Genomic DNA, 24561 nt, shown 5'->3' on the forward strand with positions numbered 1-24561 from the left:
TAACAATTCCGCCGAGAAGAAATGTACCCAGTGTACGACTTCTCAGCGAAATGTCAGCGAAAAACTATGGCTTCATAATTTGATCGTATGTACCGCCATCGCTGAAGTGAATTTTTTGAGCGTTAGCCCAGCCACCAAATTTTTCATCGACCGTAAACAAATGTAGAGGTTTAAACACTGAGGCGTATTGTTTCTCTACGGCTGGATCCCGAGGACGATAATAATTTTGTGCAATAATCTGCTGTCCTTCTGGCGAATAAAGATATTTCAAATAGGCTTCCGCTACCGTGCGGGTTCCTCTTTCATCCACCACTTTATCAACTACCGCTACCGTCGGCTCAGCCAGAATAGACTCTTTGGGAGTAATAATTTCAAACTGATCTTTTTTCAGCTTATTCACCGCCAAGTAGGCTTCATTTTCCCAAGCGATCAGCACATCACCAATACCTCGTTCAACAAACGTATTAGTGGCCCCACGGGCACCAGAGTCTTGAACTTGAACATTTTTATATAGAGCCCTGACAAAGGCCTCTGCCTGCTTAGGATCACCGTGATGAGCATCAAGCGCATATCCCCATGCCGCGAGATAGTTCCAACGAGCACCACCCGACGTCTTTGGATTCGGCGTAATAACATTAACGCCCGGCTTAATGAGATCGCTCCAGTCGTGAATACCTTTCGGGTTTCCTTTACGCACGAGGAAGACGATAGTTGAGGTGTAAGGCGCGGAGTTATCCGGTAATCGAGCTTGCCACTGCTTATCAATACGACCGCGTTGCGCAATGGCATCAATATCGGATTGTAACGCTAAAGTCACTACATCCGCACGAATACCGTTGATGACTGACGTTGCTTGCTTACCGGAACCACCATGCGACTGCCTAACAACGACATTATCACCGGTTTGCTGCTTATAGTAAGCGGAGAAAGCTTTATCATATTGCTCGTAGAACTCTCTCGTTGGGTCATAAGATACATTCAACAACTGATAATCTTTCGCCAGCACACTAGCAGATACCATCAGCAGTCCAATTCCGATTTGCCATTTGTTCATAGTCACCCCTTGTCGTTAATGACAGCTAGAGTGACATGAGATGTTTCAGAACTTAAAGAATAAAAAGTGAATTTTTATATCTCAAAAGCATATAACATTTTACGGCTAATAAAGACGCTTAGCGGTTGCCATCAGATCCCCACGGAAAGGCCTACGCATATTCTCAATAGCATCAATGATGTCGTGATGTACCATTCGATCATTTTGTACACCAACACAACGTCCGCCAAACCCTTGCAGTAATAAATCGACCGCATACGCACCCATTCTTGAGGCAAGAATACGGTCAAACGCACAAGGTGCACCGCCACGTTGAATATGGCCCAAAACCGTGGCGCGCGTCTCTCTTCCCGTCTCTTTCTCGATATAGCGAGCAAGTTCTGCACAGTCACAAATCAATTCAGTGATTGCAACGATCGCGTGTTTTTTCCCTTTTTGAAGCCCAGCACGAATTTCACTGACGAGCTCTTCACGGGTATAAGGCGTTTCAGGGAGAACGACAAATTCACATCCACCTGCAATAGCAGCGGAGAGCGTTAAATCACCGCAATGCCGTCCCATAACTTCGACGATAGAAATACGTTGGTGTGAAGAGGAGGTGTCGCGTAAGCGATCTATCGCCTCGACAACCGTTTCAAGCGCAGTTTGATAACCAATCGTATAATCGGTACCCGCAACATCATTATCAATCGTGCCGGGAAGTCCGATACAAGGAAAGCCCATTTCAGTCAGGCGTTTTGCGCCCATGTAAGACCCATCTCCACCAATAACGACCAAGGCATCCAGACCACGCTTGCGCATATTCTCAATCGCAATTTGACGAATCGCCTCTTCTTTAAACTCAGGGAAGCGGGCTGATCCTAGGAAAGTTCCCCCCCGATTAATGACATCTGATACGCTGTAGCGATCTAAACTCACCATCCGGTCTTCATATAACCCCAAATAACCGTCGTAAATACCATACAATTCTAATCCTTCAGCAAGGCCTGCACGAACGACACCACGAATAGCTGCGTTCATACCTGGGGCATCTCCCCCACTGGTCAATACACCGATTTTTTTGATCATAGCAACCCCAGAATGATGGATAAAAGGAAGTAAGGCAATACGACAATTGACCTCAATGACTATATTGTGCATTGAGGTCGCGGACAATAATATACCATACACCATGACTAGAGTTGATATAGCTCATCGAAACTCACAGACACATGATAGGTAGTGGTAGTACTGAGTAATTAAAAGGTATAACGTAACCCAACACTACCCATTAACGAATAATTTTCAATCCCTGCGCTATTATACGCAGCATCTTGAATACCGACATCCCGATCATCATAGCGACTCCATCCCTTTTTATTCAGGTTACGACTCCATACTCCTTCGAGATACAGCTTCGCATTTTCCGTGAGGTAATAACCGGCACTTAATGAAAGAGAATAGAAGGTCTGCTTATCAATTTTAGAAACAAAGGTCGTATCCGTGAGATAGTGCTCATCAAGATCAGAGGCTTTACCCCAAGCACTGTATTTTAGGCTCCCTCCAACTTCCCAGCGTTGGTAACGATAGTTCGCCAATAGCCCTAAATAAGGTGTTTTGAACGTTTGTCGGTAGGTAATTGCAAGTAAATCACTCGGCAACTCCCCCACATATTGACCGTTATTATAATTGTAATCTCCCCCATAGGCGCTAAAACGATAACGGGTTTGCTGATAACCGAGCATTGCCCCTAGACGTGTGCCATCATCGTTGAGAAACCAATACTTCATATTAAGATCGAACTGATTCGCACGATTTAGCTCAGTGCTCGGATGGTAACTCTTTGACGTCCAACTCGATTGGTTTTCATCTTCCCAATCATAGTCGTTCATCACCCCTCCACGCTTACCGAGTGTTGCCCAACCTGAAGCGCCAAGAGAAATCTGAGGTAGCACTTGCCACTCTACCCCACCCTTGATTATTGCAGCATTTTTAAAACGCCAATTAAGTTGACTATCTTTATGCCCGCTACTGGGATCATAGACACGCTCTTTAGTCTGACCACTTAAGGTGCCGAGGCCAAGATCAACCGTGGTATTCCCCTCATTAAAAGCCCGACTGTCGCTGGCATACGCACCACAAAGAAAGCCGCTCCCTAATACACCTATAACTACCGATATTATTTTACGCATTATTATCTCATCCTTGTTGATATAATCTTTTATATTCATACATTTGGAGAGATTTTTCTCAAGATCTTTCATTGAAGTGTTTAATTAATATTTAGCTTGATTGATCACACCTCTCAACGCCCTCACTGGCAGCTTCCCCATACGTTATCCCCCTGTACTACCTGTATTACCGACAGAATAAACGTTTACTCTGTTTAAAATACGTACTTTTTCTGTGCTTTTTAGACAAAATACTGCTTCATTGGCAAAGGCTGTGTATAATGCCTTCGATATTGTCCCCGCTCTTTATCTAATCCAAGAAGACTATGGCCCAAGGTACATTATTTATTGTTTCCGCTCCCAGTGGTGCGGGTAAATCGAGTTTGATCCACGCGCTGCTGAAGACTCAGCCGCTGTACGATACTCAGGTTTCTATCTCACACACCACGCGCAACATTCGTCCCGGCGAAGTGCACGGTGAACATTATCATTTCGTGACAAAAGAAGAATTTATCGCGATGATCGCCGATAATGCTTTTTTTGAACATGCGGAAGTGTTTGGGAACTATTACGGCACCTCGCGCCATGCCATCGAACAAGTGCTTGCGACGGGCGTTGATGTTTTCTTAGATATTGACTGGCAGGGAGCTCAACAAGTTCGTCAACATATGCCGAGCGCGCGGAGTATCTTTATTCTGCCGCCTTCACAAGACGAACTTGATCGTCGATTGCGTGGGCGTGGTCAAGATGATAGTGACGTCATTGCGTCGAGAATGGCCAAAGCGGTTGATGAAATGAGCCATTATGCCGAATACGATTATTTGATCGTTAATGACGATTTTGATCTCGCGCTGTCGGATTTAAAAACGATTATCCGCGCAGAACGTTTGCGAATGCATCGTCAAAAATCTCGACATAGCGCTCTTATTAGCAAATTATTGGCAGACTGAATTCGCTTCAGTATCATGCCTTATTCATACCAGATCAGTGGAGTAATACCTATATGGCACGCGTAACCGTACAAGATGCAGTAGAACAAGTGGGCAACCGTTTTGACTTAGTATTAGTCGCTGCCCGTCGCGCACGTCAATTACAAGTCGGTGGTAAAGATGCGCTGGTTCCTGAAGAAAATGATAAGCCAACGGTAATCGCACTGCGCGAAATCGAAGAAGGTTTAATCACTAACTCTATTTTAGATGTGCGTGAGCGCCAAGACCAGCACGAGCAAGAAGCCGCTGAACTACAAGCTGTCAATGCTATCGCCGAAGGCCGTCGTTAATTCATATTGTGAAGGTAGCCCTTGTATCTGTTTGAAAGCCTTAACCAACTGATCGAAAAGTACCTGCCTGAAGAGCATATTCTGCGACTCAAGCAGGCTTACCTCATCGCGCGTGATGCTCACGAAGGACAAACACGTTCAAGTGGCGAGCCTTATATCACTCACCCAGTAGCGGTAGCCTGTATTCTTGCAAGAATGCAAATGGATCATGAGACCCTCATGGCTGCCCTGCTTCACGACGTGATAGAAGACACATCCGTTACCTATCAAGAGATAGAGCAGCTATTTGGTGAAAGCGTTGCCGAGTTAGTGGAAGGCGTCTCTAAACTGGATAAGTTAAAATTCCAGGATAAAAAAGAGGCCCAAGCAGAAAACTTTCGCAAAATGATCATGGCGATGGTGCAAGATATCCGCGTGATCCTGATAAAACTGGCTGACCGCACGCATAATATGCGTACCCTCGGCGCGTTACGTACCGATAAACGCCGACGTATTGCCTTAGAAACCCTCGAAATATATAGCCCCCTTGCCCACCGCTTAGGTATTCACCACCTAAAGACAGAGTTAGAAGAATTAGGCTTTGAAGCCCTGTATCCTAACCGTTACCGGGTCATCAAAGAGGTGGTCAAAGCGGCTAGAGGGAACCGCAAAGAGATGATCCAACGTATTTTGAGTGAAATCGAAGGGCGTCTACAAGAGGCAGGGATCCCTTGTCGGGTCAGCGGACGTGAAAAACACCTGTACTCGATTTATCGCAAAATGCATCTGAAAGAGCAGCGTTTCCATTCCATTATGGATATTTACGCATTTCGGGTCATCGTCAAGGATATTGACACTTGCTATCGTGTTTTAGGCCAGATGCATAGCTTATTCAAGCCACGTCCTGGACGGATGAAAGACTACATCGCTATCCCCAAGGCGAACGGCTATCAATCTCTACACACGTCGATGATTGGCCCGCATGGTGTGCCCGTCGAAGTTCAGATCCGTACCGAAGATATGGATCAGATGGCAGAAATGGGTGTGGCTGCACACTGGGCTTACAAGCAACAAGGTGAAAGTGTTACAACCGCGCAGCTTCGTGCCCAGCGTTGGTTACAGAGCTTAATCGAGCTCCAACAAAGTTCGGGTAACTCCTTTGAATTTATCGAAAGTGTAAAATCCGATCTATTCCCGGATGAAATCTATGTTTTCACCCCGGAAGGACGCATCGTCGAACTCCCGGCAGAAGCAACGCCTGTGGATTTTGCTTATGCCGTCCATACCGACATCGGACATGCCTGTGTTGGAGCAAGAGTCGACCGACAACCCTATCCGTTATCGCAGCCGTTGACCAGTGGACAAACCATCGAAATTATTACGGCTCCCGGTGCTCGTCCTAATGCGGCATGGCTAAATTTTGTTGTCAGTTCTAAAGCACGCGCGAAAATTCGCCAGCTGTTGAAAAACCTAAAACGTGAAGACTCCGTATTACTGGGCCGTCGATTACTCAGCCACGCGCTAGGTGGTAGTAAAAAATTAGCTGACGTTCCCCAAGAGAATATCCAGCACGAACTGGAAAGAATGAAACTCGCCAGTTTCGACGATCTACTGGCTGAAATTGGGTTAGGCAATGCGATGAGTGTTGTTGTGGCAAAAAACTTGCTACCACAACCTGAGGCTCAGGACACAACGCCAACCGGTACATCAAAACGCCATAAGCTACCAATCAAAGGGGCTGAAGGGGTATTACTTACCTTTGCGAAGTGTTGCCGTCCCATCCCTGGTGATCCGATCCTGGCACATATTAGTCCCGGAAAAGGATTGGTGATTCACCATGAATCATGTCGCAATATACGTGGCGTGAGTAAAGACGCCGAGAAATTTATGCCGGTCGAGTGGGACACCCACACGGAACAAGATTTTATTGCCGAATTGAAAGTGGATATGTTTAACCACCAAGGTGTATTGGCTAACTTAACGGCAGCGATCAATCAAGAACGCTCCAATATCCAGAGCCTAAATACCGAAGAACGCGATGGCCGTGTCTATACTGCTTATTTGCGACTCACCGTTCACGATCGTGTCCATTTAGCGAATATTATGCGTAAATTGCGCGTAATGTCAGATGTCATAAAAGTCCAACGTAATCGAAATTGACCTGATGAATACGCAACGCCTTACTCGAATACAGGAAATGCTGGCACGCCGCCAGCCTGACCTTACGGTTTGTCTTGAGCAAGTGCATAAGCCTCACAATATTTCAGCCATTATACGCACTGCCGATGCGGTGGGTATTCATCATATTCACGCGGTTTGGCCAGAAGACCGTATGCGTACAGCCGCATCCTCCTCGGCTGGCAGTAACAACTGGGTCAACGTTCATACTCACGACTCGATTGAGCGAGCCGTTGATCAGTTAAAATCGCTGAATATGCAAATTCTTGCTACTCACTTAAGCCCAAATGCTATTGATTTTCGCGATATAGACTATACCAAGCCAACGTGTATTCTTATGGGGCAAGAAAAAACAGGGATCAGTGATACAGCACTATCTCTTGCCGATCATCATATCGTTATCCCAATGTTAGGCATGGTGCAATCGCTAAATGTCTCGGTCGCCTCTGCGCTTATTCTTTATGAAGCCCAGCGTCAGCGGCACATCGCTGGTTTATATCAACGTTCCTACAGCGATATCGAGCATGCAGAGCAACAACGCCTCTTATTTGAAGGTGGCTTCCCGACGCTCGCGCGGGTAGCCAAACACAAAGGTTTACCTTACCCCCATATCGACCAAGATGGTAAGATTCATGCTGAACAAGCATGGTGGGACAGTATGCAAGCGACAAGAAAACGATGAAAGGTCGCCTGCTTGATGCTATTCCGCTTACTACGCTAACAGGTGTCGGTGCCAGCCAGGCAGAAAAATTAGCGAAAATCGGCTTGCATACACTCCAAGACCTCCTTCTTCACCTACCACTACGCTATGAAGATCGTACACATCTCACTGCTCTCAACGACCTACAAGCCGGTTCTCACACTACCGTTTGTGGCGAAGTGCTTCATAGCGAAATTACCTTTGGACGACGACGCATGCTCGTCTGCCAAATTAGCGATGGGTCAGGAACGCTCACCCTCCGTTTTTTCAATTTCAATGCGGGGATGAAGAATGGGCTCGCAGTGGGAAAAAAAATTGTGGCATGGGGCGAAATTCGTCGTGGAGCACGCGGTCCAGAAATTATTCACCCCGAATACCGTCAGCAAGATGAACAGCACCCTGTCGCTCTCCAAGAAACCCTGACACCAGTTTATCCGGCAACGGAAGGGATTCGCCAAGCGACACTGCGTAATTTAACGGACCAGGCGTTAGTCCTGTTACAGCAAAATCCGATTCAAGAACTATTACCTGCTGAATTATCGCGTGGAATGCTTTCTCTTCCCGATGCACTCCAGCTTCTCCACCGGCCGCCTCCCGAAATACAATTTGGTGATTTAGAACAGGGCCGCCATCCAGCTCAAGTCAGGCTGATCACGGAAGAGTTATTAGCTCACCAACTGAGTATGTTAGCGGCGCGCGCTGGGGCACAGCAATATCGCGCATTATCTTTTCAGCCCGACCATCGCTTAACCGATCAACTATTATCACAGTTACCGTTTAAACCAACGGGTGCGCAACAGCGTGTCGTAAAGGAAATTGAACAAGATTTGACCCAACCCTACCCCATGCTACGTCTAGTACAAGGTGATGTCGGCTCCGGGAAAACACTGGTCGCCGCGCTGGCTGCATTGCAAGTCATTGCGGCTGATCAGCAAGTGGTGATGATGGCTCCAACTGAATTATTAGCAGAACAACATGCCCATAATTTCCGGGTATGGTTTGAGCCTCTTGGTATTCAAGTCGGTTGGTTAGCAGGAAAGCAAAAAGGTAAAGCGCGGATTGCCGAGCAAGAAAAGATTGCGCGCGGTGAAGTGCAAATGGTGGTCGGCACTCATGCGCTCTTTCAAGAGCACATCCAGTTTCAGCATTTAGCCTTGGTAATTATTGACGAACAGCATCGCTTTGGTGTCCACCAACGATTAGCGTTATGGGAAAAAGGGCAGCAACAAGGCTTTCATCCCCATCAGTTAATTATGACAGCAACACCTATCCCGCGGACGCTTGCCATGACCGCTTATGCCGATTTAGACACTTCAACAATCGATGAGCTCCCCCCTGGGCGAACCCCGGTCACTACTGTCGCGATTCCCGATTCCCGACGTAGTGAAATTGTGGAACGTGTTGAGAAGGCCTGTGCACAGGGAAGGCAGGCCTATTGGGTCTGTACGTTAATTGAAGAATCAGAGCAACTTGAAGCACAAGCCGCAGAGAATACGTTAGTAGAACTACAACACGCGCTACCCACAATGCGGATAGGCTTAGTCCATGGCAGAATGAAGCCCGCAGAGAAACAGCTTGTCATGCAGCAATTTAAACAACACGAGTTACAATTGCTGATTGCCACGACGGTCATCGAAGTCGGTGTCGATGTACCGAATGCGAGTTTGATGATCATTGATAACGCTGAGCGCCTTGGTTTAGCACAACTACACCAATTACGAGGTCGCGTGGGGCGGGGAGCTGTTGCTTCTCATTGTGTGCTGCTTTATAAGCCGCCATTAAGTCAAACTGCGCAAAAACGCTTACAGGTTCTTCGTGATACCAATGATGGTTTTATCATTGCTCAACATGATCTTGAGATTCGTGGCCCTGGGGAATTGTTGGGAACTAAGCAAACTGGAAATGCTGAATTTAAGGTCGTTGATTTACTGCGTGACCAACGCCTAATCCCAGATATTCAACGTATTGCTAAACATGTTCACCAACATTATCCGCAACAAGCTCAAGCGCTGATTGAACGTTGGCTTCCTGCTAAAACACTGTTCAGTAACGTTTAACATCTAAATCCTCAACTTGGTATAAGCAATCGTTTGCAATCGTAACTATCTCCTTTAGAATTGCCCCTTTTTATCCCTCTGCCAGAGAAAAACCATGTCTGCCGAACGTATCGAATCGACTGAAAATACGCTACCTGATGCGCGTAGTGAGCTGATTTATAACTTGGAAGCCCGTCCTCCGTTGGGACAAGCGATTTTTGCGGCCTTACAACATTTACTCGCTATGTTTGTCGCCGTCATTACCCCCGCCCTACTCATTTGTAAAGGCCTGCATTTACCCGCAGAAGATACACGGCATATCCTTAGTATGTCGCTATTTGCCTCCGGTATCGCTTCCTTATTACAGATTAAAACTTGGGGACCTATCGGTTCGGGACTACTGTCGATTCAAGGAACCAGTTTTAACTTTGTTTCGCCCCTGATCATGGGGGGGCTCGCTTTACAAAATGGGGGGGCCGATACCTCAAACATGATGGCAGCACTCTTTGGTACTTTAATGCTCGCCTCCTGCACTGAAATGATCATCTCGCGAATACTCCCTTACGTACAACGAGTTATTACACCGCTCGTCTCAGGAATTGTCGTCATGATTATCGGCCTTTCCCTGATTCAAGTGGGGCTGACCTCCGTCGGCGGTGGATTCAGCGCCATGGAAAATCATAGTTTTGGTGCGCCGACTAATCTGCTGCTAGCCGGTATCGTATTAATCACCATCATCCTTTTAAATCGTCAAAAAAATCCCTACTTACGCATTGCGGCCCTATTTATAGCAATGTTAATCGGCTATTTGGTGGCATGGGTAATGGGTGTACTGCCCCATGCATTACCGGTGAGTGAGCATGCTTGGGTAATGTGGCCACAACCTTTACGCTATGGATTAGCTATCGATTGGAGCTTACTGCTGCCGTTAATGCTGGTATTCATGGTCACTTCCCTTGAAACCATCGGTGATATTACGGCCACATCCGATGTTTCTGAGCAGCCGGTAAAAGGGCCTCTCTATATGAAACGCTTGAAAGGCGGTGTACTGGCCAATGGCGTCAATAGCTGCGTTTCAGCCCTATTCAATACTTTCCCTAACTCCTGCTTTGGGCAAAATAATGGGGTCATTCAGCTGACCGGCGTAGCTAGCCGTTATGTCGGTTTTATTGTCGCCATCATGTTGATACTTTTAGGGCTATTTCCTGCTGTCAGTGATATCGTACAAAATATCCCTGAACCAGTGCTAGGAGGAGCAACCTTAGTTATGTTTGGTACAATTGCTGCGTCCGGGGTGCGGATTGTCGCACGTGAATCATTGAATCGTCGGGCGATTATGGTGATGGCTCTTTCACTGGGAATTGGGTTAGGTGTCTCGCAGCATCCAGAGATCCTTCAATTCGCCCCCGAATGGTTACGGACGCTATTCTCATCAGGGATTGCTGCCGGAGGCGTGACTGCGATTATCCTTAATCTTGTCTTACCACGTGAAGAATAAGCCATAATGATACGGCTGATTATTGATCCAGATAGTCAGTCGTTATTATGTCACTTGAGCTCACGACGGTTTTAAGGCATAACCAACAGTTCGTCCTTAACTAGGAAACGTCGATGAAGTTACTCCTCAAATTGCTGCTCTCATTAATATTACTTTTCCTCATCCTCATCAGTTTAGGTTATGGCATATTACGCAGCCAATGGGGAATCGCCGCAGCGTGTCGCTGGATAAGTGATGCAACGGCTTATCACCTCTCTATTGAGCGTTTTACACATAGTTGGTCGCACCCGTTAACCTTTGAACTGGATAACATGACGTTTGGTGAAGATGGTCAACCGGCACTACTGATTACGGATAAATTATCCTTTTCACTCACCGCCCGTCAGCTACTAACACCCTCTCATTTTGACCAAATTACCATCAAGCAAGGTAGCCTAGTACTTAGTAATTTAACCCCTGAAGCGACACTGCCATTTAGTGCAGATCGCTTAGAGCTTCAGGCGGTTAAACTATTAAACCCTTATCCCACAAACTGTTTATCAGCGAAGAAGATTGATGGTGTAGTAATCCCTTGGCAACCTAGCCAGCAAGCAGTACTAGGAAAAAAATTCACCTTTAATTTTTCTGCCGAGAACGTTCACGTCGGTGGCCGCCAATTTGATAAACTCATTGCTCAAGGGGATAAAGACCACCAGATTCTCACTATCCATCACCTATCTGGGGCCGTCGACCGAGGGACATTTGAAGGGCAGCTCGAACGTTCGGCAGAAGGCGTGTGGCAAATACCCTACCTAGCGCTGGATAATATACGCTTTCAAACTGAAAAGCCTTTAGTGGATATCATTACCCAACAATTATCCACTGATGTCACGATTAAACAACTACGCGTCAACCATCTCAGTATTGTCGGGCCAGACTGGGTAATTAATGACCTTTCAGCCGAAGGGATAAATCTCAGAAATAGTACACCGCCTGAAGGAAAACTATCATTAAATGCAGGAAGCCTTATTCTGGGTACCGAAGAGTGGTCACAGCCCCATCTCTCGCTTACGGGAAGCGGCGGGAATCTGCACATTGATCGCTTTACAGCCGGATGGGCAAAAGGAACAGTCTCTGCTGAAGGTGAATGGCAGGAAAAAGAGCGCCACTTACTGCTAAATCAACTTGTCTTTAGCAACATTCATTATGTCTTACCCTCGGCGTGGCAGGCATTTTTGCAAGAAAAATTACCCTCTTTTATCGATACGATTACTCTCAATACATTACGTGTAGATAATGGGTTACTGATTGATATCACACCAGACTTCCCTTTTCAGATGACGGCGACCCATATTACCGGCAATCATTTACAAATTGCCCAACATCACCAATGGGGTATCTGGCGCGGTGATGCTGAATACTACGCCGCAACCACAACCTTCAATCGCCAAGATGTTAGAGCGCTATGGTTTAAGATTAAGGCAAACAGTGATAGCCTCAAACTTCAAGAAATCAAGGCATTAATCGGTGATGGGCCAGTCATTGGCGATGTAGACATTGCCCAATCTTCGCCACGATCTTTCTCTCTCTCATTACGCGGTGAAAAAGTCCCCTACTCCGCATTCAATCATTGGTTTTGGCAACACCCTCTTCAAGGAACCGGCAATTTCGACCTTAAACTAGAAGGAAATTTCTCTTTGGCAGATGGCGTAAGATCGGCGCAAGGAACCTTTACTACCCCGTCTTTTACGCAAAAAAAAGTGCCTTAATACGGTAAGTCATGGCGCGAGATACAAATTCGCGCCATGCATCTTCGGGGGTTAACCTGAAGCTGAACCGCCCTCTTCTAACGGCTTTTCAGCTTGCGCAGGAAGAACAAGATAGACACCTTGGAAAACGGCGCCTTGGTGATGCTCATCGCTTAACGTCACATCAAGGCTGACACGCGCCTTACGGCCACATGCAAGGCGATCAAGATCCCCTTTTAATGACCCCAAATCTGCACTGGCAGTAGGTCGGCCTTGTAAGGGCTGGCTATAGCGAATATGGGCATCGGCAAGTACAATGGTTCCACCCAATTTGCGCTCTCTGAGCAGTAACCAAATCAGTCCCCAGCCGGTTAACGTGGCAAGGGAGAATTGGCTTCCTGCAAATAAGGTATGATGCGGATTTTGATTACCCGTTTCTGGCATAGTTGTCATAAACTTCTGACCCGTGTATTGCTGGATGCGCACACCCATTTTTTCACTTAACGGGATATGCTGATACCATGCCTGTTGCAGTTGCCCACACCAATCGGCACGATGCAAAATATCATCCATTGATGCCATCGGTTTAATCATCAAAAAATGGCGAATACGTGTAGAGCGGGATGTGGTGACTCGGCCTTGATTGACATACCCAAGCTGGGCAAAAAACTCGACGGCATCCTCCCGTGCGCTACAGGTCACTCGCTTAACCCCTTCTTGTCGCGCAACAGACTCTAATGTCATGATTAATAATCGGCCGAGCCCTTTTCCCCTTAGCTCTGGCGATACCGCAAGAAAACGAATAGAAGCCTCGTTATCGCCACTAATAGACAAACGGCCAACACCGACCACTCGATTATTATTATCAACCAACATTTGGTGATGTGCGGTAGTATCCCACGCATCCTGTTCGGAGCCGGGCGGCTGATTTAGCGGTTTACGTAACATCTCCCAACGGAACTGAAAATACTCGGCTAAATCTCTGGCAGTTTGTGGAACGCGTAACTGGTACATGCTTTACTTCTCCCTCAACATTGTAACCAAAAGGTCACTGGCCCATCATTGGTCAAGGTGACTTTCATATCCGCAGCAAATTGCCCATTTTCAGTTTTTATTCCGAGCTGACGACAATAGTCGCTAAAAAAGTAGTAAAGCTCGCGGGCAGTGTCAGGATCTGCGCCTTTTGAAAACGAAGGGCGCATTCCTTTTTGTGTCTCTGCAGCAAGGGTAAACTGCGATACCACCAGTAATTCGCCCGCTACTTGCTGAAGATTGAGGTTCATTTTCCCTTGTTCATCGCTAAATACCCGGTAGTTGACGACTTTTTCAGCCAACTTAATTGCCGTTGCCGTGTTGTCCTCTTTTTCTATACCGAGAAGCACCAATAACCCTGCGTCAATCTTACCGACTTGGTGGTTGTCCACCGTTACGTGAGCTGCCGAAACCCGTTGAATTAATGCAATCATGAAATATCCGCTTCTTGTTGACGCTGATGGCGAAGTTTACGGTAATGCTCCAAGGAGACAGTAATTTCCGCCCCTAATAACACAATACACCACGTCCAATAGACCCACAGAAAGAGCATAGGGATGACGGCAAGAACACCGTAAATAAGCTGATAGGCCGGGAACATCGTGACATAGAGCGTAAAAACTTTTTTACCCATCTCAAATAAAATGCCCGCGACCAATGCCCCGATTAGGGCATCTTTTCCCGCCACATTACAAGTAGGTACGACACTGAAAAGTAACCAAAATCCCAGCCACGATAGCAGCAATGGAAAGCTACGTAGAACGAGTTGGATCACTTCACTGATACCAGGCATGTTCAGCCATTGAGGAGAAAGCAGGTAGGAGCTCAACGCAATACTTGCACCGGCTAATAAAGGACCAAGAGTCAGAATCATCCAGTAAACCGCAAAAGAAAAAACTAATGGCCGCTTACGTGAACTGCGCCAAATACTATTGAGTGCGCTATCAATCGAGAACATCAATAATAATGACGTGACAATCAGGCCAATTGCCCCAAACACGGTCATTCTATGCACATTCACCACAAAATGGTCGATGTACTCTTCAATAACACTGCCCGTCGTTGGAACAAAGTTTTGAAAAATAAAATGGCGGATCTCGCTACTCACATCCTTAAAGACGGGAAATGCGGAGAAAATGGCAAAAATTACCGTCACAAACGGTACCAACCCCAATAGTGAAACAAAGGTAAGGTTACCCGCTTGTACTGTCATATTGTCATCGTTAATCCGCCGCCATAGCACTCCTAACCACCGAAAAAAGGAACGTGCCCTTAATTTAACCCGCATCACTGATCAGTTTCCCTACGCAAAATAACTCGCACCTTGGATGGCAGCCTCCAGACCTTCAACATCTTGGTACAGATAGGTATGAATACCTAGTTGAGCGGCTGCCTCAATATTTTCTAAAAGATCGTCGACAAAAAAAGCCTGTTCAGGCGCAACACCCTCTTCAGTCAAGACATGATGAAAAATCGCCGTGTCCGGTTTACGTAACCCAATACGGTGAGAAAAGTAACAATGGTCAGCGATAGCTAATAAATCCGGATATTGGTGTGCTAAAAACTCCGTATGGATCTGATTGGTGTTGGAAAGTAGTACAACACGGTGACCTTCAGCCCGTAACTGCTTAATCACGGTCAGTACAGGTTGATTGATACCGATAAAAATAGCCTGCCAGCCACTCACAAATTGAGGATAGCTGAGGTTGACCTCTAACTCCTCGCACAATGCTTCGGCAAATTGCTCATCCGAGATTTCCCCCCTTTCATGGCGCTCAACCTGCGGTCCAAACTGAAAGTGTTGTTGAACATGAGCAAGGGGAGACCCACTCAAATTACTCCAGACACCTAGCGCACGGGTGAAATCGAGATTGACGATAACGTTTCCTAAATCGAAAATATAAAGCATGGCGTTTCTCCCGTAAGTTCTACTTCCCTACACTATAAAGCTGACCCTCTAATTGTACCAATTGAGATTAAGAAAAATTACTTAGGTTTCTATTACCGTGTACCGTGGTAACCATGCTGTGCTTGAGGTAAAAAAAAACCTGAACCAAAAGGTTCAGGTTTAGCTTAATGCTCAGTGACTGAGAATTAAGACTCTTTACCACCACGCGATGCACGTTTACGGTCATTTTCAGTCAAATGACGCTTACGGATACGTACTGATGAAGGGGTTACTTCCACTAATTCGTCATCATCGATGAACTCAAGCGCTTGCTCAAGGGTCATTTTGATTGCTGGAACCAGCGTTGTCGCTTCATCAGTCCCTGACGCACGCATGTTAGTCAGTTTCTTACCGGTTAAGCAGTTTACAGTCAGGTCGTTAGAACGTGAGTGAATACCGATGATTTGGCCTTCATACACTTCCGCACCGTGACCGAGGAATAACTTACCGCGGTCTTGCAGGCTGTACAGTGCAAACGCAACCGCTTTACCTTGACCGTTAGAAATTAACACGCCATTTTGACGTTGGCCGACTTCACCTGGACGTACGTCGTCGTAGTGACTGAAGGTTGAGTACAGTAAGCCTGTACCTGAAGTCATGGTCATGAATTCGTTACGGAAACCGATTAATCCACGGCTTGGAATCACGTAGTCTAAACGTACGCGTCCTTTACCATCTGGATCCATGTTTTTCATGTCACCTTTACGCTCACCCATCGCTTGCATCACAGAACCTTGGTGCTGTTCTTCAATATCAAGGGTTACGTTCTCGAAAGGCTCTTGCTTACGGCCATCAATTTGACGGAAGATAACTTTAGGACGAGACACTGCCATCTCGAAACCTTCGCGACGCATATTTTCGATCAGGACAGATAGGTGAAGTTCACCACGTCCTGAAACGCGGAAAGCATCTGCATCTTCAGTTTCTTCAACGCGTAATGCAACGTTGTGTACCAGCTCTTTCTTCAGGCGGTCAAGGATTTGACGTGAAGTTACGTACTTACCTTCTTTACCACAGAAAGGAGAGGTGTTAACACAGAAGAACATGGTAACTGTTGGCTCATCGACGCTTAGTGCAGGGAGCGCTTCAACTTTCTGAGTATCACAGATTGTGTCAGAAATGTTTAGCTCACCTAAACCCGTGATCGCGATGATATCACCCGCTTCAGCCAGATCAGACTCGATACGTTCTAAACCTAAGTGGCCCAGTACTTTACCGACTTTACCGTTGCGTGTTTTACCTTCGCTATCGATAATCGTAACCTGTTGGTTAGGCTTGATTTTACCGCGTTTAATACGGCCGATACCGATGACACCTAAGTAGTTGTTGTAGTCCAGTTGCGAAATCTGCATTTGCAGCGCGCCATCTTGGTCAACTTGAGGTGCTTGAACATGTTTCACGATCGCTTCATACAGTGGCGTCATATCTTCAGCCATATCTGCATGGTCATTGCCCGCGATCCCTTGGATGGCAGAAGCATAAATGATCGGGAAATCTAATTGTTCGTCGCTAGCGTCTAAATTTACGAACAGGTCGAAGACTTGGTCAACAACCCAGTCAGGGCGCGCACCTGGACGGTCAATTTTGTTGATCACAACGATTGGCTTCAACCCGTGGGCGAATGCTTTTTTCGTTACGAAGCGAGTCTGTGGCATAGGACCATCGATCGCATCAACGACCAACAATACTGAATCGACCATAGACATAACACGTTCAACTTCACCACCGAAGTCGGCGTGTCCCGGGGTATCAACGATGTTGATACGGTAATCATTCCACTTAATAGCGGTGTTTTTTGCGAGGATAGTAATTCCACGCTCTTTCTCCAGGTCGTTGGAGTCCATCACGCGCTCAGTCGCTTCAGTACGCTCGTCAAAGGTACCGGACTGTTGTAAAAGTTTGTCGACTAGGGTGGTTTTTCCATGGTCAACGTGCGCGATGATGGCGATGTTACGCAATTTTTCGATCACAGCTTTGCCTCAGGCATTAGAAATAGCGCGCTATTGTACACGGATTAGGCGAAAGACTGAACACGATCACACGATTCACAGCCACTTTATACGGTTTTTTTTTCGTATCACTATTTTTACATTTATTTTGTGCATTTCTAGTGCAATATGAGCATGATTTCGCCGCAATGCACCAAATAAGATCATAAATATTGAATAGTACGCACATAAATAGTGCAATGCTACATTACGTCGCAGAAGCAATAATGAGCTGAAGACGCTACTGCTGTGCTTTCTCTCGTTTATTTAAAAGTTGGCACGCTTTTCGCTTTAAGATAAATAAGCGAAAACGATAGCTAAAAACGTTTTTAGGCGCTTGCCGGATAACGGGTCAGAGGGGAGAGCCCTCATAAGCATAGTGCTTCCCGCATCCCCCTACGACAATAGAGCTTTCAGGAGAGTAGATATGTCCGTTGAACACGTTCTTTCGTTGATGAACGAACATGAAGTCAAGTTTGTTGATCTACGCTTTACAGACAGTAAAGGTAAAGAACAGCACGTTACCATTCCTGCACATCAGGTAAATGAAGACTTCTTTGAAGAAGGCAAAATGTTCGATGGCTCATCCATCGGTGGCTGGAAAGGTATTAACGAATCCGACATGGTACTGATGCCTGACGTTACCACCGCCGTGCTTGATCCTTTCTTTGAAGACCCTACTCTAATTATTCGTTGTGATATTCTTGAGCCAGGTACACTGCAAGGCTATGATCGTGACCCACGTTCAATCGCTAAACGTGCAGAAGATTTCCTACGCAGCTCAGGTATTGCAGACACCGTTCTTTTTGGACCAGAACCAGAATTCTTCTTATTTGATGATATTCGTTTTGGCTCATCAACCTCAGGATCACACGTTGCTATTGATGATATTGAAGCGGCGTGGAACACAGGTAAAGAGTACGAAGGCGGCAACAAAGGCCACCGTCCAGGTTTAAAAGGTGGTTATTTCCCAGTTCCTCCTGTCGACTCAGCACAAGATATCCGTTCAGCCATGTGTTTAACCATGGAGCAAATGGGCTTAGTTGTTGAAGCTCATCACCATGAAGTCGCGACCGCAGGTCAAAACGAAGTGGCGACTCGCTTTAACACTATGGTGAAAAAAGCGGATGAAATTCAGATCTATAAATATGTCGTACATAACGTTGCACACGTTTTCGGTAAAACGGCGACCTTTATGCCAAAACCAATGTTTGGCGATAATGGTTCAGGTATGCACTGCCATATGTCGCTCTCTAAAGACGGCAATAACCTGTTCGCAGGCGATAAATACGGCGGCCTTTCAGATATTGCCCTGTACTACATCGGCGGTATCATCAAGCATGCTAAAGCGCTTAACGCATTAACTAACCCAACGACTAACTCCTACAAGCGTTTAGTCCCAGGTTATGAAGCACCTGTTATGTTGGCTTACTCAGCGCGTAACCGCTCTGCCTCAATCCGTATCCCAGTGGTAGCTAGCCCGAAAGCACGTCGTATCGAAGCGCGCTTCCCTGACCCAGCGGCTAACCCATACTTAGCTTTCGCCGCGCTACTCATGGCTGGCCTTGATGGTGTGATTAATAAAATCCATCCTGGCGATGCAATGGACAAAAACCTCTACGATCTGCCTCCAGAAGAAGATGCAGAGATTCCAAAAGTAGCAGGTTCTTTAGAAGAAGCGCTTAATGCACTGAACGAAGACCGCGAATTCTTAACCCGTGGTGGTGTATTTACCGACGATACTATCGACGCGTACATCGAATTACGTAAAGCAGAAAGTGAACGTGTTCGTATGACGCCACACCCGGTTGAATTTGAACTTTACTACAGCGTTTAATTTTCGCTTGTAGTCTGTTGCCGTGAAGTCTTAGCCCATCTTCGGATGGGCTTTTTTCTCAATACTAGTAAGCAATGGTTACGCGAATAACTCGGGGCCCCCTATTCTGGAGAGATGTAATGCTTAGCAATACCGCCTCAGATGCCGTGCAGATCCTTAATTCAATGATCAACTGTGTCTTAGTGGTCGACCATGAATTAGTGATTCATTATGCCAATCCCGCGGCGCAGCAATTACTTGCCCAAAGTTCTCGTAAACTCTTCGGAACCCCACTTCCAGAACTCACTGGTTATTTTTCCCTGAATGTCGACGTGATGCATGAAAGCCTAAGCGTTGGACAAGGCTTTACCGATAGCGAAGTCACCCTCGTTGTCGACGGACGTGCGCATACCCTCGCACTTACCGCCCAGCCCTTACCTGATCAACAGATCCTACTTGAGATGGCACCGATGGATAATCAACGCCGTCTCAGCCAAGAGCAGCTACAACACGCCCAACAGATTGCTGCACGCGACCTCGTTCGGGGACTCGCGCATGAAATTAAAAATCCCTTAGGCGGGTTACGCGGGGCTGCACAACTACTCTCTAAAGCCTTACCTGATCCTGCCTTGAAAGAATATACCAACGTCATTATCGAACAGGCAGATCGGCTTAGAAATCTCGTTGACCGCTTGTTGGGACCACAGCAACCGGGAATGCATGTTATGCAAAATATCCATCAGGTTGCTGAGCGTGTCGTAAAACTCGTGTCGATGGAGTTGCCCGATAATGTCACCTTAGTACGCGACTACGATCCAAGCCTACCCGAACTACAGCATGATCCAGACCAAATCGAGCAAGTATTGCTCAACATGGTAAACAATGCGTTGCAGGCGTTAGGAAGTGAAGGCGGAACCATCACTCTGCGTACCCGAACCGCCTTCCAACTGACACTGCACGGCAATCGGTATCGCCTCGTCGCACAAATCGATATTGAAGACGACGGCCCAGGTATCCCGACACATTTGCACGATACGCTCTTTTACCCGATGGTCAGTGGTCGCGAAAATGGAACGGGGTTGGGTCTTTCTATCGCGCGCAGCTTAATTGACCAACACTCCGGTAAAATCGACTTTAAGAGTTGGCCAGGTCATACCGAATTTTCAATTTTTCTCCCTATACGCCAGTGAGGTTTCTATGCAACAAGGGATAGTTTGGATCGTCGATGACGATAGTTCCATCCGCTGGGTGCTTGAACGCGCACTGACAGGAGCAGGCTTAGTCTGCACAGCCTTTGAAAGTAGTCATGATGTACTTGATGCGTTGGCAACGAAAACTCCAGACGTTTTACTGTCCGATATTCGTATGCCTGGTATGGATGGATTAGGGTTACTAAAACAAATTAAAAAACGCCACCCTATGCTTCCGGTCATCATTATGACCGCTCATTCCGATCTTGATGCGGCAGTCAGCGCTTATCAGCAAGGTGCCTTCGACTACCTGCCAAAACCTTTCGATATTGACGAAGCCGTCGCGCTTACTGAACGCGCGATTAGCCATTACCAAGAACAACAGCAACCGCGTCATCAACAAGAAGATGGCCCGACTACCGATATTATCGGTGAAGCACCTGCCATGCAGGATGTCTTTAGGATTATTGGTCGGCTATCACGCTCCTCTATCAGTGTCTTAATTAATGGTGAATCAGGTACCGGTAAAGAGCTGGTGGCCCATGCCTTACATCGCCATAGCCCGCGTGTGAAAGCGCCGTTTATCGCCCTAAATATGGCTGCGATTCCCAAAGATTTAATCGAGTCAGAACTCTTTGGTCATGAAAAAGGCGCTTTTACCGGTGCTGGACAAGTACGACAAGGCCGCTTTGAGCAAGCCGATGGCGGTACATTATTTCTAGATGAAATTGGTGATATGCCATTAGACGTACAGACCCGTCTACTGCGTGTATTAGCCGATGGTCAATTTTACCGTGTTGGGGGCTATGCGCCGGTAAAAGTGGATGTCAGAATTATTGCGGCAACTCACCAAAATCTTGAACTGCGCGTACAAGAAGGTAAATTTCGCGAAGACTTATTCCACCGGCTCAATGTAATTCGTATACATCTCCCGCCATTGCGTGAACGCCGCGAAGATATCCCGCGCTTAGCCAACTATTTTCTTCAAACCGCGGCGAGAGAATTAGGGGTGGAAACCAAAATTCTGCATAACGATACTATCGGTGCTTTAACACATATGGCTTGGCCCGGTAATGTGCGGCAATTAGAAAATACTTGCCGCTGGTTAACGGTCATGGCTGCCGGTCAAGAGGTATTACTGCAGGACTTACCTCCAGAACTTTTTGATATCACCGTACCTAATGAGGCACCCTCCACCAGCCATGTTCCCGATAGCTGGTCAGGACTATTAGCACAGTGGGCGGAACGCGCGCTACGATCGGGCCATCAAGATTTACTGTCTGAGGCTCAACCTGAAATGGAGCGTGTACTATTAACCACCGCGCTACAACATACTCGAGGCCATAAACAAGAGGCTGCACGCTTATTGGGCTGGGGACGTAACACACTGACCCGTAAACTCAAAGAACTTGGTATGGAGTAACCTCCTAATAGGGCCTAAATCCCTTAGGCCCTATTTTAAATAACACGGGAAAAAGCCTGCTGTACTGCACGCTTTCGAGAATAGTGATCAAAGCACAAACAGATATGTCGAACCAGTAAACGCCCTTTCGCTGTCACCTGCAAACGTTCGGCCGTGATGGTCACCAACCCATCCTGTACCATCGGTGAGAGTAAGCCGAGTTCTTGGGCAAAATAATCGGAAAAAGGCTGATCGATTAAAGCTTCTATCTCTGCTATCTCTAGCGAAAAGTGACACATTAAGTTTTTGATGATGTCACGCCGCAAAATATCTTCAGCGCTCAAGCGTAGCCCTCGAACTAATGCACTCCCCTTCTGGCGTAAGCCTGTTGACCAGCCGGTCAATGATTTCTCGTTTTGGCTATAAGTATCGCCGACCATACTGATCGCCGAGGCACCGACGCCTAATAGATCTGTATCACTTTGAGTGGTATAGCCCTGAAAATTACGATGTAAACGGCCCGCACGCTGTGCTTGAGCGAGTTCATCATCAGGTAAGGCAAAGTGATCCATACCGATAAATTGATAACCACTCGTCTGTAACTGGTCAATGGTCTGCTGCAGTATTCTCAGCTTTTGAGCCGCCGTCGGTAGCTCTTCTACTTTAATCTTACGCTGAGCAGCGAATAAATCAGGCATATGAGCATAATTAAACACACTCATCCTATCTGGGCGTAAAGCGGTTACCTGTTTGATCGTGTGCGCAAAACTCTCAACCGTTTGTAGCGGTAAACCATAAATTAAATCGACATTGATTGAGCGAAAACCGAGCTGCTTCATTGTTGAGAGTAACTGAATAATCTGTCCCTCATCTTGCTCACGATTTACCCGTTGCTGAACGGCGGGATTAAAATCTTGCACCCCCATACTTAAGCGATTAAATCCCATTGCACGTAATGCCGACAATCGCTCTACGGAAAATTGACGTGGGTCTAGCTCAAGAGAGATCTCTGCATCTTTATGTAATCTGAACACCTCACGTATTAATGTCATCAATTCAGCTAATTGCTCATCATTTAAGAACGTCGGTGTTCCGCCGCCAAAATGAATTTGCGTCAATAACCGCTGCTTAAAAAGCGTGGCACGTTGCCGAATTTCTGCTTTTAACTGCTGTAAATAGCGTTCCGCCTTCTCAGGGTGACGCGTAATCACCTTATGACACCCACAAAAGTAACAAAGCTGATGGCAAAAAGGGATATGCAGGTAAAGAGAAAGAGAACGATTCGGATAACGGCCTGTCGCGAGACGAAAATCTTCTTCAGAAAAATGCGGCGTGAACTCTACTGCGGTGGGGTAAGACGTATAGCGTGGACTCGAAGAATTATACTTTTCGATCAGGGCCTGATCCCATTCGACTGGTAACATGCTTACCTCTTACGTTGGTTTTACCACCGCGCTTACCTCGTCCGTGACGGGAGAATAAGCGTCGATGCAGCATAGATTTTCTATGCGACAAGCGTAAAAGTTTACTGACTATCCAAAAGAGATAACAGGCGAATAATCCGGCAGGAATTGATCCAAGCCAATGCATTATTAATTAATCCTTCTGATGAATGACAGGGAGTAAGCTCCCCGTCGCTACCATCATTGGCCTTTTAACAAACGATACATATCTTCTTCTGCTTCGTCGTCTTTTTCGTCATCATCAATTTCGATACCGAGTAAGACCATCAATTCTTCAATACGATCTAAGCGAGCTTCTAACCAGGTTTGATCTTCACTACTTAACGTTTCACCCGCTTCTAGGCGATCTAATAACTGGTCTAAACGCGGATCATTTTCCAACATACGGAGTTCTTGCTGGCGGCTCATTTTTTCCGGCTCAGCAGTGGCATGAATAACCGGAGCGGCGGCTACCTTACCTTCAGCAATCAATGGAACTGGAGTTTTGCTCCCTAAACGTGGGTCCGTTTTTTGCGGTGCGGTGCCCCCTTGATTCTGGGCCACTTTAGGATGGCTACGATTACCCGCCACATTGCCTTTAAGTTTACTTTTACGCTTGCGCTCTCTGCCTTCAAGATTAAGTTCAGCGCGGGTTTTACGGCGTTCCGTAGACTTGCTTTTGGTAGGTCTGGAAGGTTGCTTCATAGTGTCAGGTCTCAAGGAGGATTACATCGATAGGTTCTGAACGGGAATCTAGCAGAAACCTGGACAATAAAAAAGCGGTAACACTAAGGTTACCGCCCTTTCGTCCTTTTTTCGTCTTCCATTACGGTAATGTTCGCATCCCTATCCGTGAACAAGGTTCCTTGAGGCTTTCCTTAGCGGATTAACTGTAGTCGAAGAATCCAATAGCACAAGGAAACATTAACGATAAATTTTACTATTTATTCATCCTTTTGATTTTTATTATTTTTTACCGATTATCGGACGACTCACTAATAACTTTATGGATAAAAATAGGTAAGATTACGATAATAACGCCCATCGGACAGCCCACGTATGCTCGGCTATCGTATAACAATGCGCGAAATCTAGGCAAAAGGGAGGTATACTCGCGCATTATGCGATTAAAATTATCTGGA

General features: G+C 46.5%; 20 protein-coding genes. 10 read left to right on the top strand and 10 right to left on the bottom strand.

Translation table 11 applies throughout. The annotated features are described in order from the left end of the window. Positions 1–64: 64 nt before the first annotated feature. The 3 genes from HGT73_RS10305 to HGT73_RS10315 all read right to left on the bottom strand — a co-directional run bounded on the left by HGT73_RS10305 (position 65) and on the right by HGT73_RS10315 (position 3225). Positions 65–1054: a sulfate ABC transporter substrate-binding protein gene (locus HGT73_RS10305; protein ID WP_214214502.1), complete on the bottom strand. Its 990-nt coding sequence runs from the start codon at positions 1052–1054 to the stop codon at positions 65–67. Positions 1055–1159: 105 nt separating this feature from the next. Next, positions 1160–2122, bottom strand: coding sequence for a 6-phosphofructokinase (gene pfkA, locus HGT73_RS10310; protein ID WP_214214690.1), 963 nt, complete (start codon positions 2120–2122; stop codon positions 1160–1162). A gap of 170 nt (positions 2123–2292) precedes the next feature. Beyond that, complete coding sequence (locus tag HGT73_RS10315; protein ID WP_214214504.1) at positions 2293–3225, bottom strand: omptin family outer membrane protease; 933 nt, start codon at positions 3223–3225, stop codon at positions 2293–2295. Positions 3226–3530: 305 nt separating this feature from the next. Between HGT73_RS10315 and gmk the strand changes: the two genes are divergently transcribed. From gmk to HGT73_RS10350, 7 genes are all read left to right on the top strand, one after another. Beyond that, on the top strand, positions 3531–4154 hold the full coding sequence (gene gmk, locus HGT73_RS10320; RefSeq protein ID WP_214214506.1) for a guanylate kinase: 624 nt from the start codon (positions 3531–3533) through the stop codon (positions 4152–4154). A 53-nt stretch (positions 4155–4207) separates the two neighbouring features. Beyond that, the gene (gene rpoZ / locus HGT73_RS10325; RefSeq protein WP_214214508.1) at positions 4208–4483 is read left to right on the top strand and encodes a DNA-directed RNA polymerase subunit omega; all 276 of its coding nucleotides are present in this window, start codon (positions 4208–4210) and stop codon (positions 4481–4483) included. A 21-nt stretch (positions 4484–4504) separates the two neighbouring features. Continuing rightward, entirely contained in the window at positions 4505–6622 is a 2118-nt protein-coding gene (gene spoT / locus HGT73_RS10330; protein ID WP_214214510.1) for a bifunctional GTP diphosphokinase/guanosine-3',5'-bis pyrophosphate 3'-pyrophosphohydrolase, read from the top strand. Between the two features lie 4 nt (positions 6623–6626). Continuing rightward, the gene (trmH, locus tag HGT73_RS10335) at positions 6627–7322 is read left to right on the top strand and encodes a tRNA (guanosine(18)-2'-O)-methyltransferase TrmH (protein WP_214214512.1); all 696 of its coding nucleotides are present in this window, start codon (positions 6627–6629) and stop codon (positions 7320–7322) included. Beyond that, positions 7319–9397 carry an ATP-dependent DNA helicase RecG gene (recG, locus tag HGT73_RS10340; protein WP_214214692.1) on the top strand — a complete coding sequence of 693 codons (2079 nt, stop codon included), beginning with the start codon at positions 7319–7321 and terminating at the stop codon, positions 9395–9397. Before trmH ends, recG begins: the two co-directional genes overlap by 4 nt. Before the next feature lie 94 nt (positions 9398–9491). Continuing rightward, positions 9492–10874: a uracil-xanthine permease family protein gene (locus tag HGT73_RS10345; protein ID WP_214214514.1), complete on the top strand. Its 1383-nt coding sequence runs from the start codon at positions 9492–9494 to the stop codon at positions 10872–10874. Positions 10875–10987: 113 nt separating this feature from the next. Next, positions 10988–12622 carry an AsmA family protein gene (locus HGT73_RS10350; RefSeq protein ID WP_214214516.1) on the top strand — a complete coding sequence of 545 codons (1635 nt, stop codon included), beginning with the start codon at positions 10988–10990 and terminating at the stop codon, positions 12620–12622. Between the two features lie 51 nt (positions 12623–12673). Here the strand turns inward: HGT73_RS10350 and fabY are convergent, their stop codons facing one another. The 5 genes from fabY to typA form a co-directional block, all read right to left on the bottom strand. After that, on the bottom strand, positions 12674–13615 hold the full coding sequence (fabY, locus tag HGT73_RS10355; RefSeq protein WP_214214518.1) for a fatty acid biosynthesis protein FabY: 942 nt from the start codon (positions 13613–13615) through the stop codon (positions 12674–12676). A 14-nt stretch (positions 13616–13629) separates the two neighbouring features. Beyond that, complete coding sequence (dtd, locus tag HGT73_RS10360) at positions 13630–14067, bottom strand: D-aminoacyl-tRNA deacylase (protein WP_214214520.1); 438 nt, start codon at positions 14065–14067, stop codon at positions 13630–13632. Then, a complete protein-coding gene (locus tag HGT73_RS10365; RefSeq protein ID WP_214214694.1) occupies positions 14064–14921 on the bottom strand; it encodes a virulence factor BrkB family protein in 858 nt (285 codons plus the stop codon). Before HGT73_RS10365 ends, dtd begins: the two co-directional genes overlap by 4 nt. Positions 14922–14936: 15 nt before the next feature. Continuing rightward, positions 14937–15542: an HAD-IA family hydrolase gene (locus HGT73_RS10370; RefSeq protein WP_214214522.1), complete on the bottom strand. Its 606-nt coding sequence runs from the start codon at positions 15540–15542 to the stop codon at positions 14937–14939. Positions 15543–15727: 185 nt separating this feature from the next. Next, positions 15728–17551, bottom strand: coding sequence for a ribosome-dependent GTPase TypA (gene typA, locus HGT73_RS10375; RefSeq protein ID WP_214214524.1), 1824 nt, complete (start codon positions 17549–17551; stop codon positions 15728–15730). 445 nt (positions 17552–17996) lie between these two features. On the opposite strand from typA, the gene glnA reads away from it, so the two are divergent. The 3 genes from glnA to glnG all read left to right on the top strand — a co-directional run bounded on the left by glnA (position 17997) and on the right by glnG (position 21998). Then, complete coding sequence (gene glnA, locus HGT73_RS10380; RefSeq protein WP_214214526.1) at positions 17997–19406, top strand: glutamate--ammonia ligase; 1410 nt, start codon at positions 17997–17999, stop codon at positions 19404–19406. Positions 19407–19525: 119 nt separating this feature from the next. Then, positions 19526–20575, top strand: coding sequence for a nitrogen regulation protein NR(II) (gene glnL / locus HGT73_RS10385; protein WP_214214529.1), 1050 nt, complete (start codon positions 19526–19528; stop codon positions 20573–20575). 7 nt (positions 20576–20582) lie between these two features. Next, positions 20583–21998 (top strand): nitrogen regulation protein NR(I), encoded by a 1416-nt coding sequence (gene glnG, locus HGT73_RS10390; protein ID WP_214214531.1) that lies wholly within the window; start codon positions 20583–20585, stop codon positions 21996–21998. 35 nt (positions 21999–22033) lie between these two features. Here the strand turns inward: glnG and hemN are convergent, their stop codons facing one another. Next, positions 22034–23401: an oxygen-independent coproporphyrinogen III oxidase gene (hemN, locus tag HGT73_RS10395; protein WP_214214533.1), complete on the bottom strand. Its 1368-nt coding sequence runs from the start codon at positions 23399–23401 to the stop codon at positions 22034–22036. 219 nt (positions 23402–23620) lie between these two features. Next, on the bottom strand, positions 23621–24124 hold the full coding sequence (gene yihI, locus HGT73_RS10400) for a Der GTPase-activating protein YihI (RefSeq protein ID WP_214214534.1): 504 nt from the start codon (positions 24122–24124) through the stop codon (positions 23621–23623). Between the last annotated feature and the right edge of the window lie 437 nt (positions 24125–24561).

This window comes from Rosenbergiella australiborealis, assembly GCF_018494035.1.
Taxonomy (GTDB): Bacteria; Pseudomonadota; Gammaproteobacteria; order Enterobacterales; family Enterobacteriaceae; genus Rosenbergiella; species Rosenbergiella australiborealis.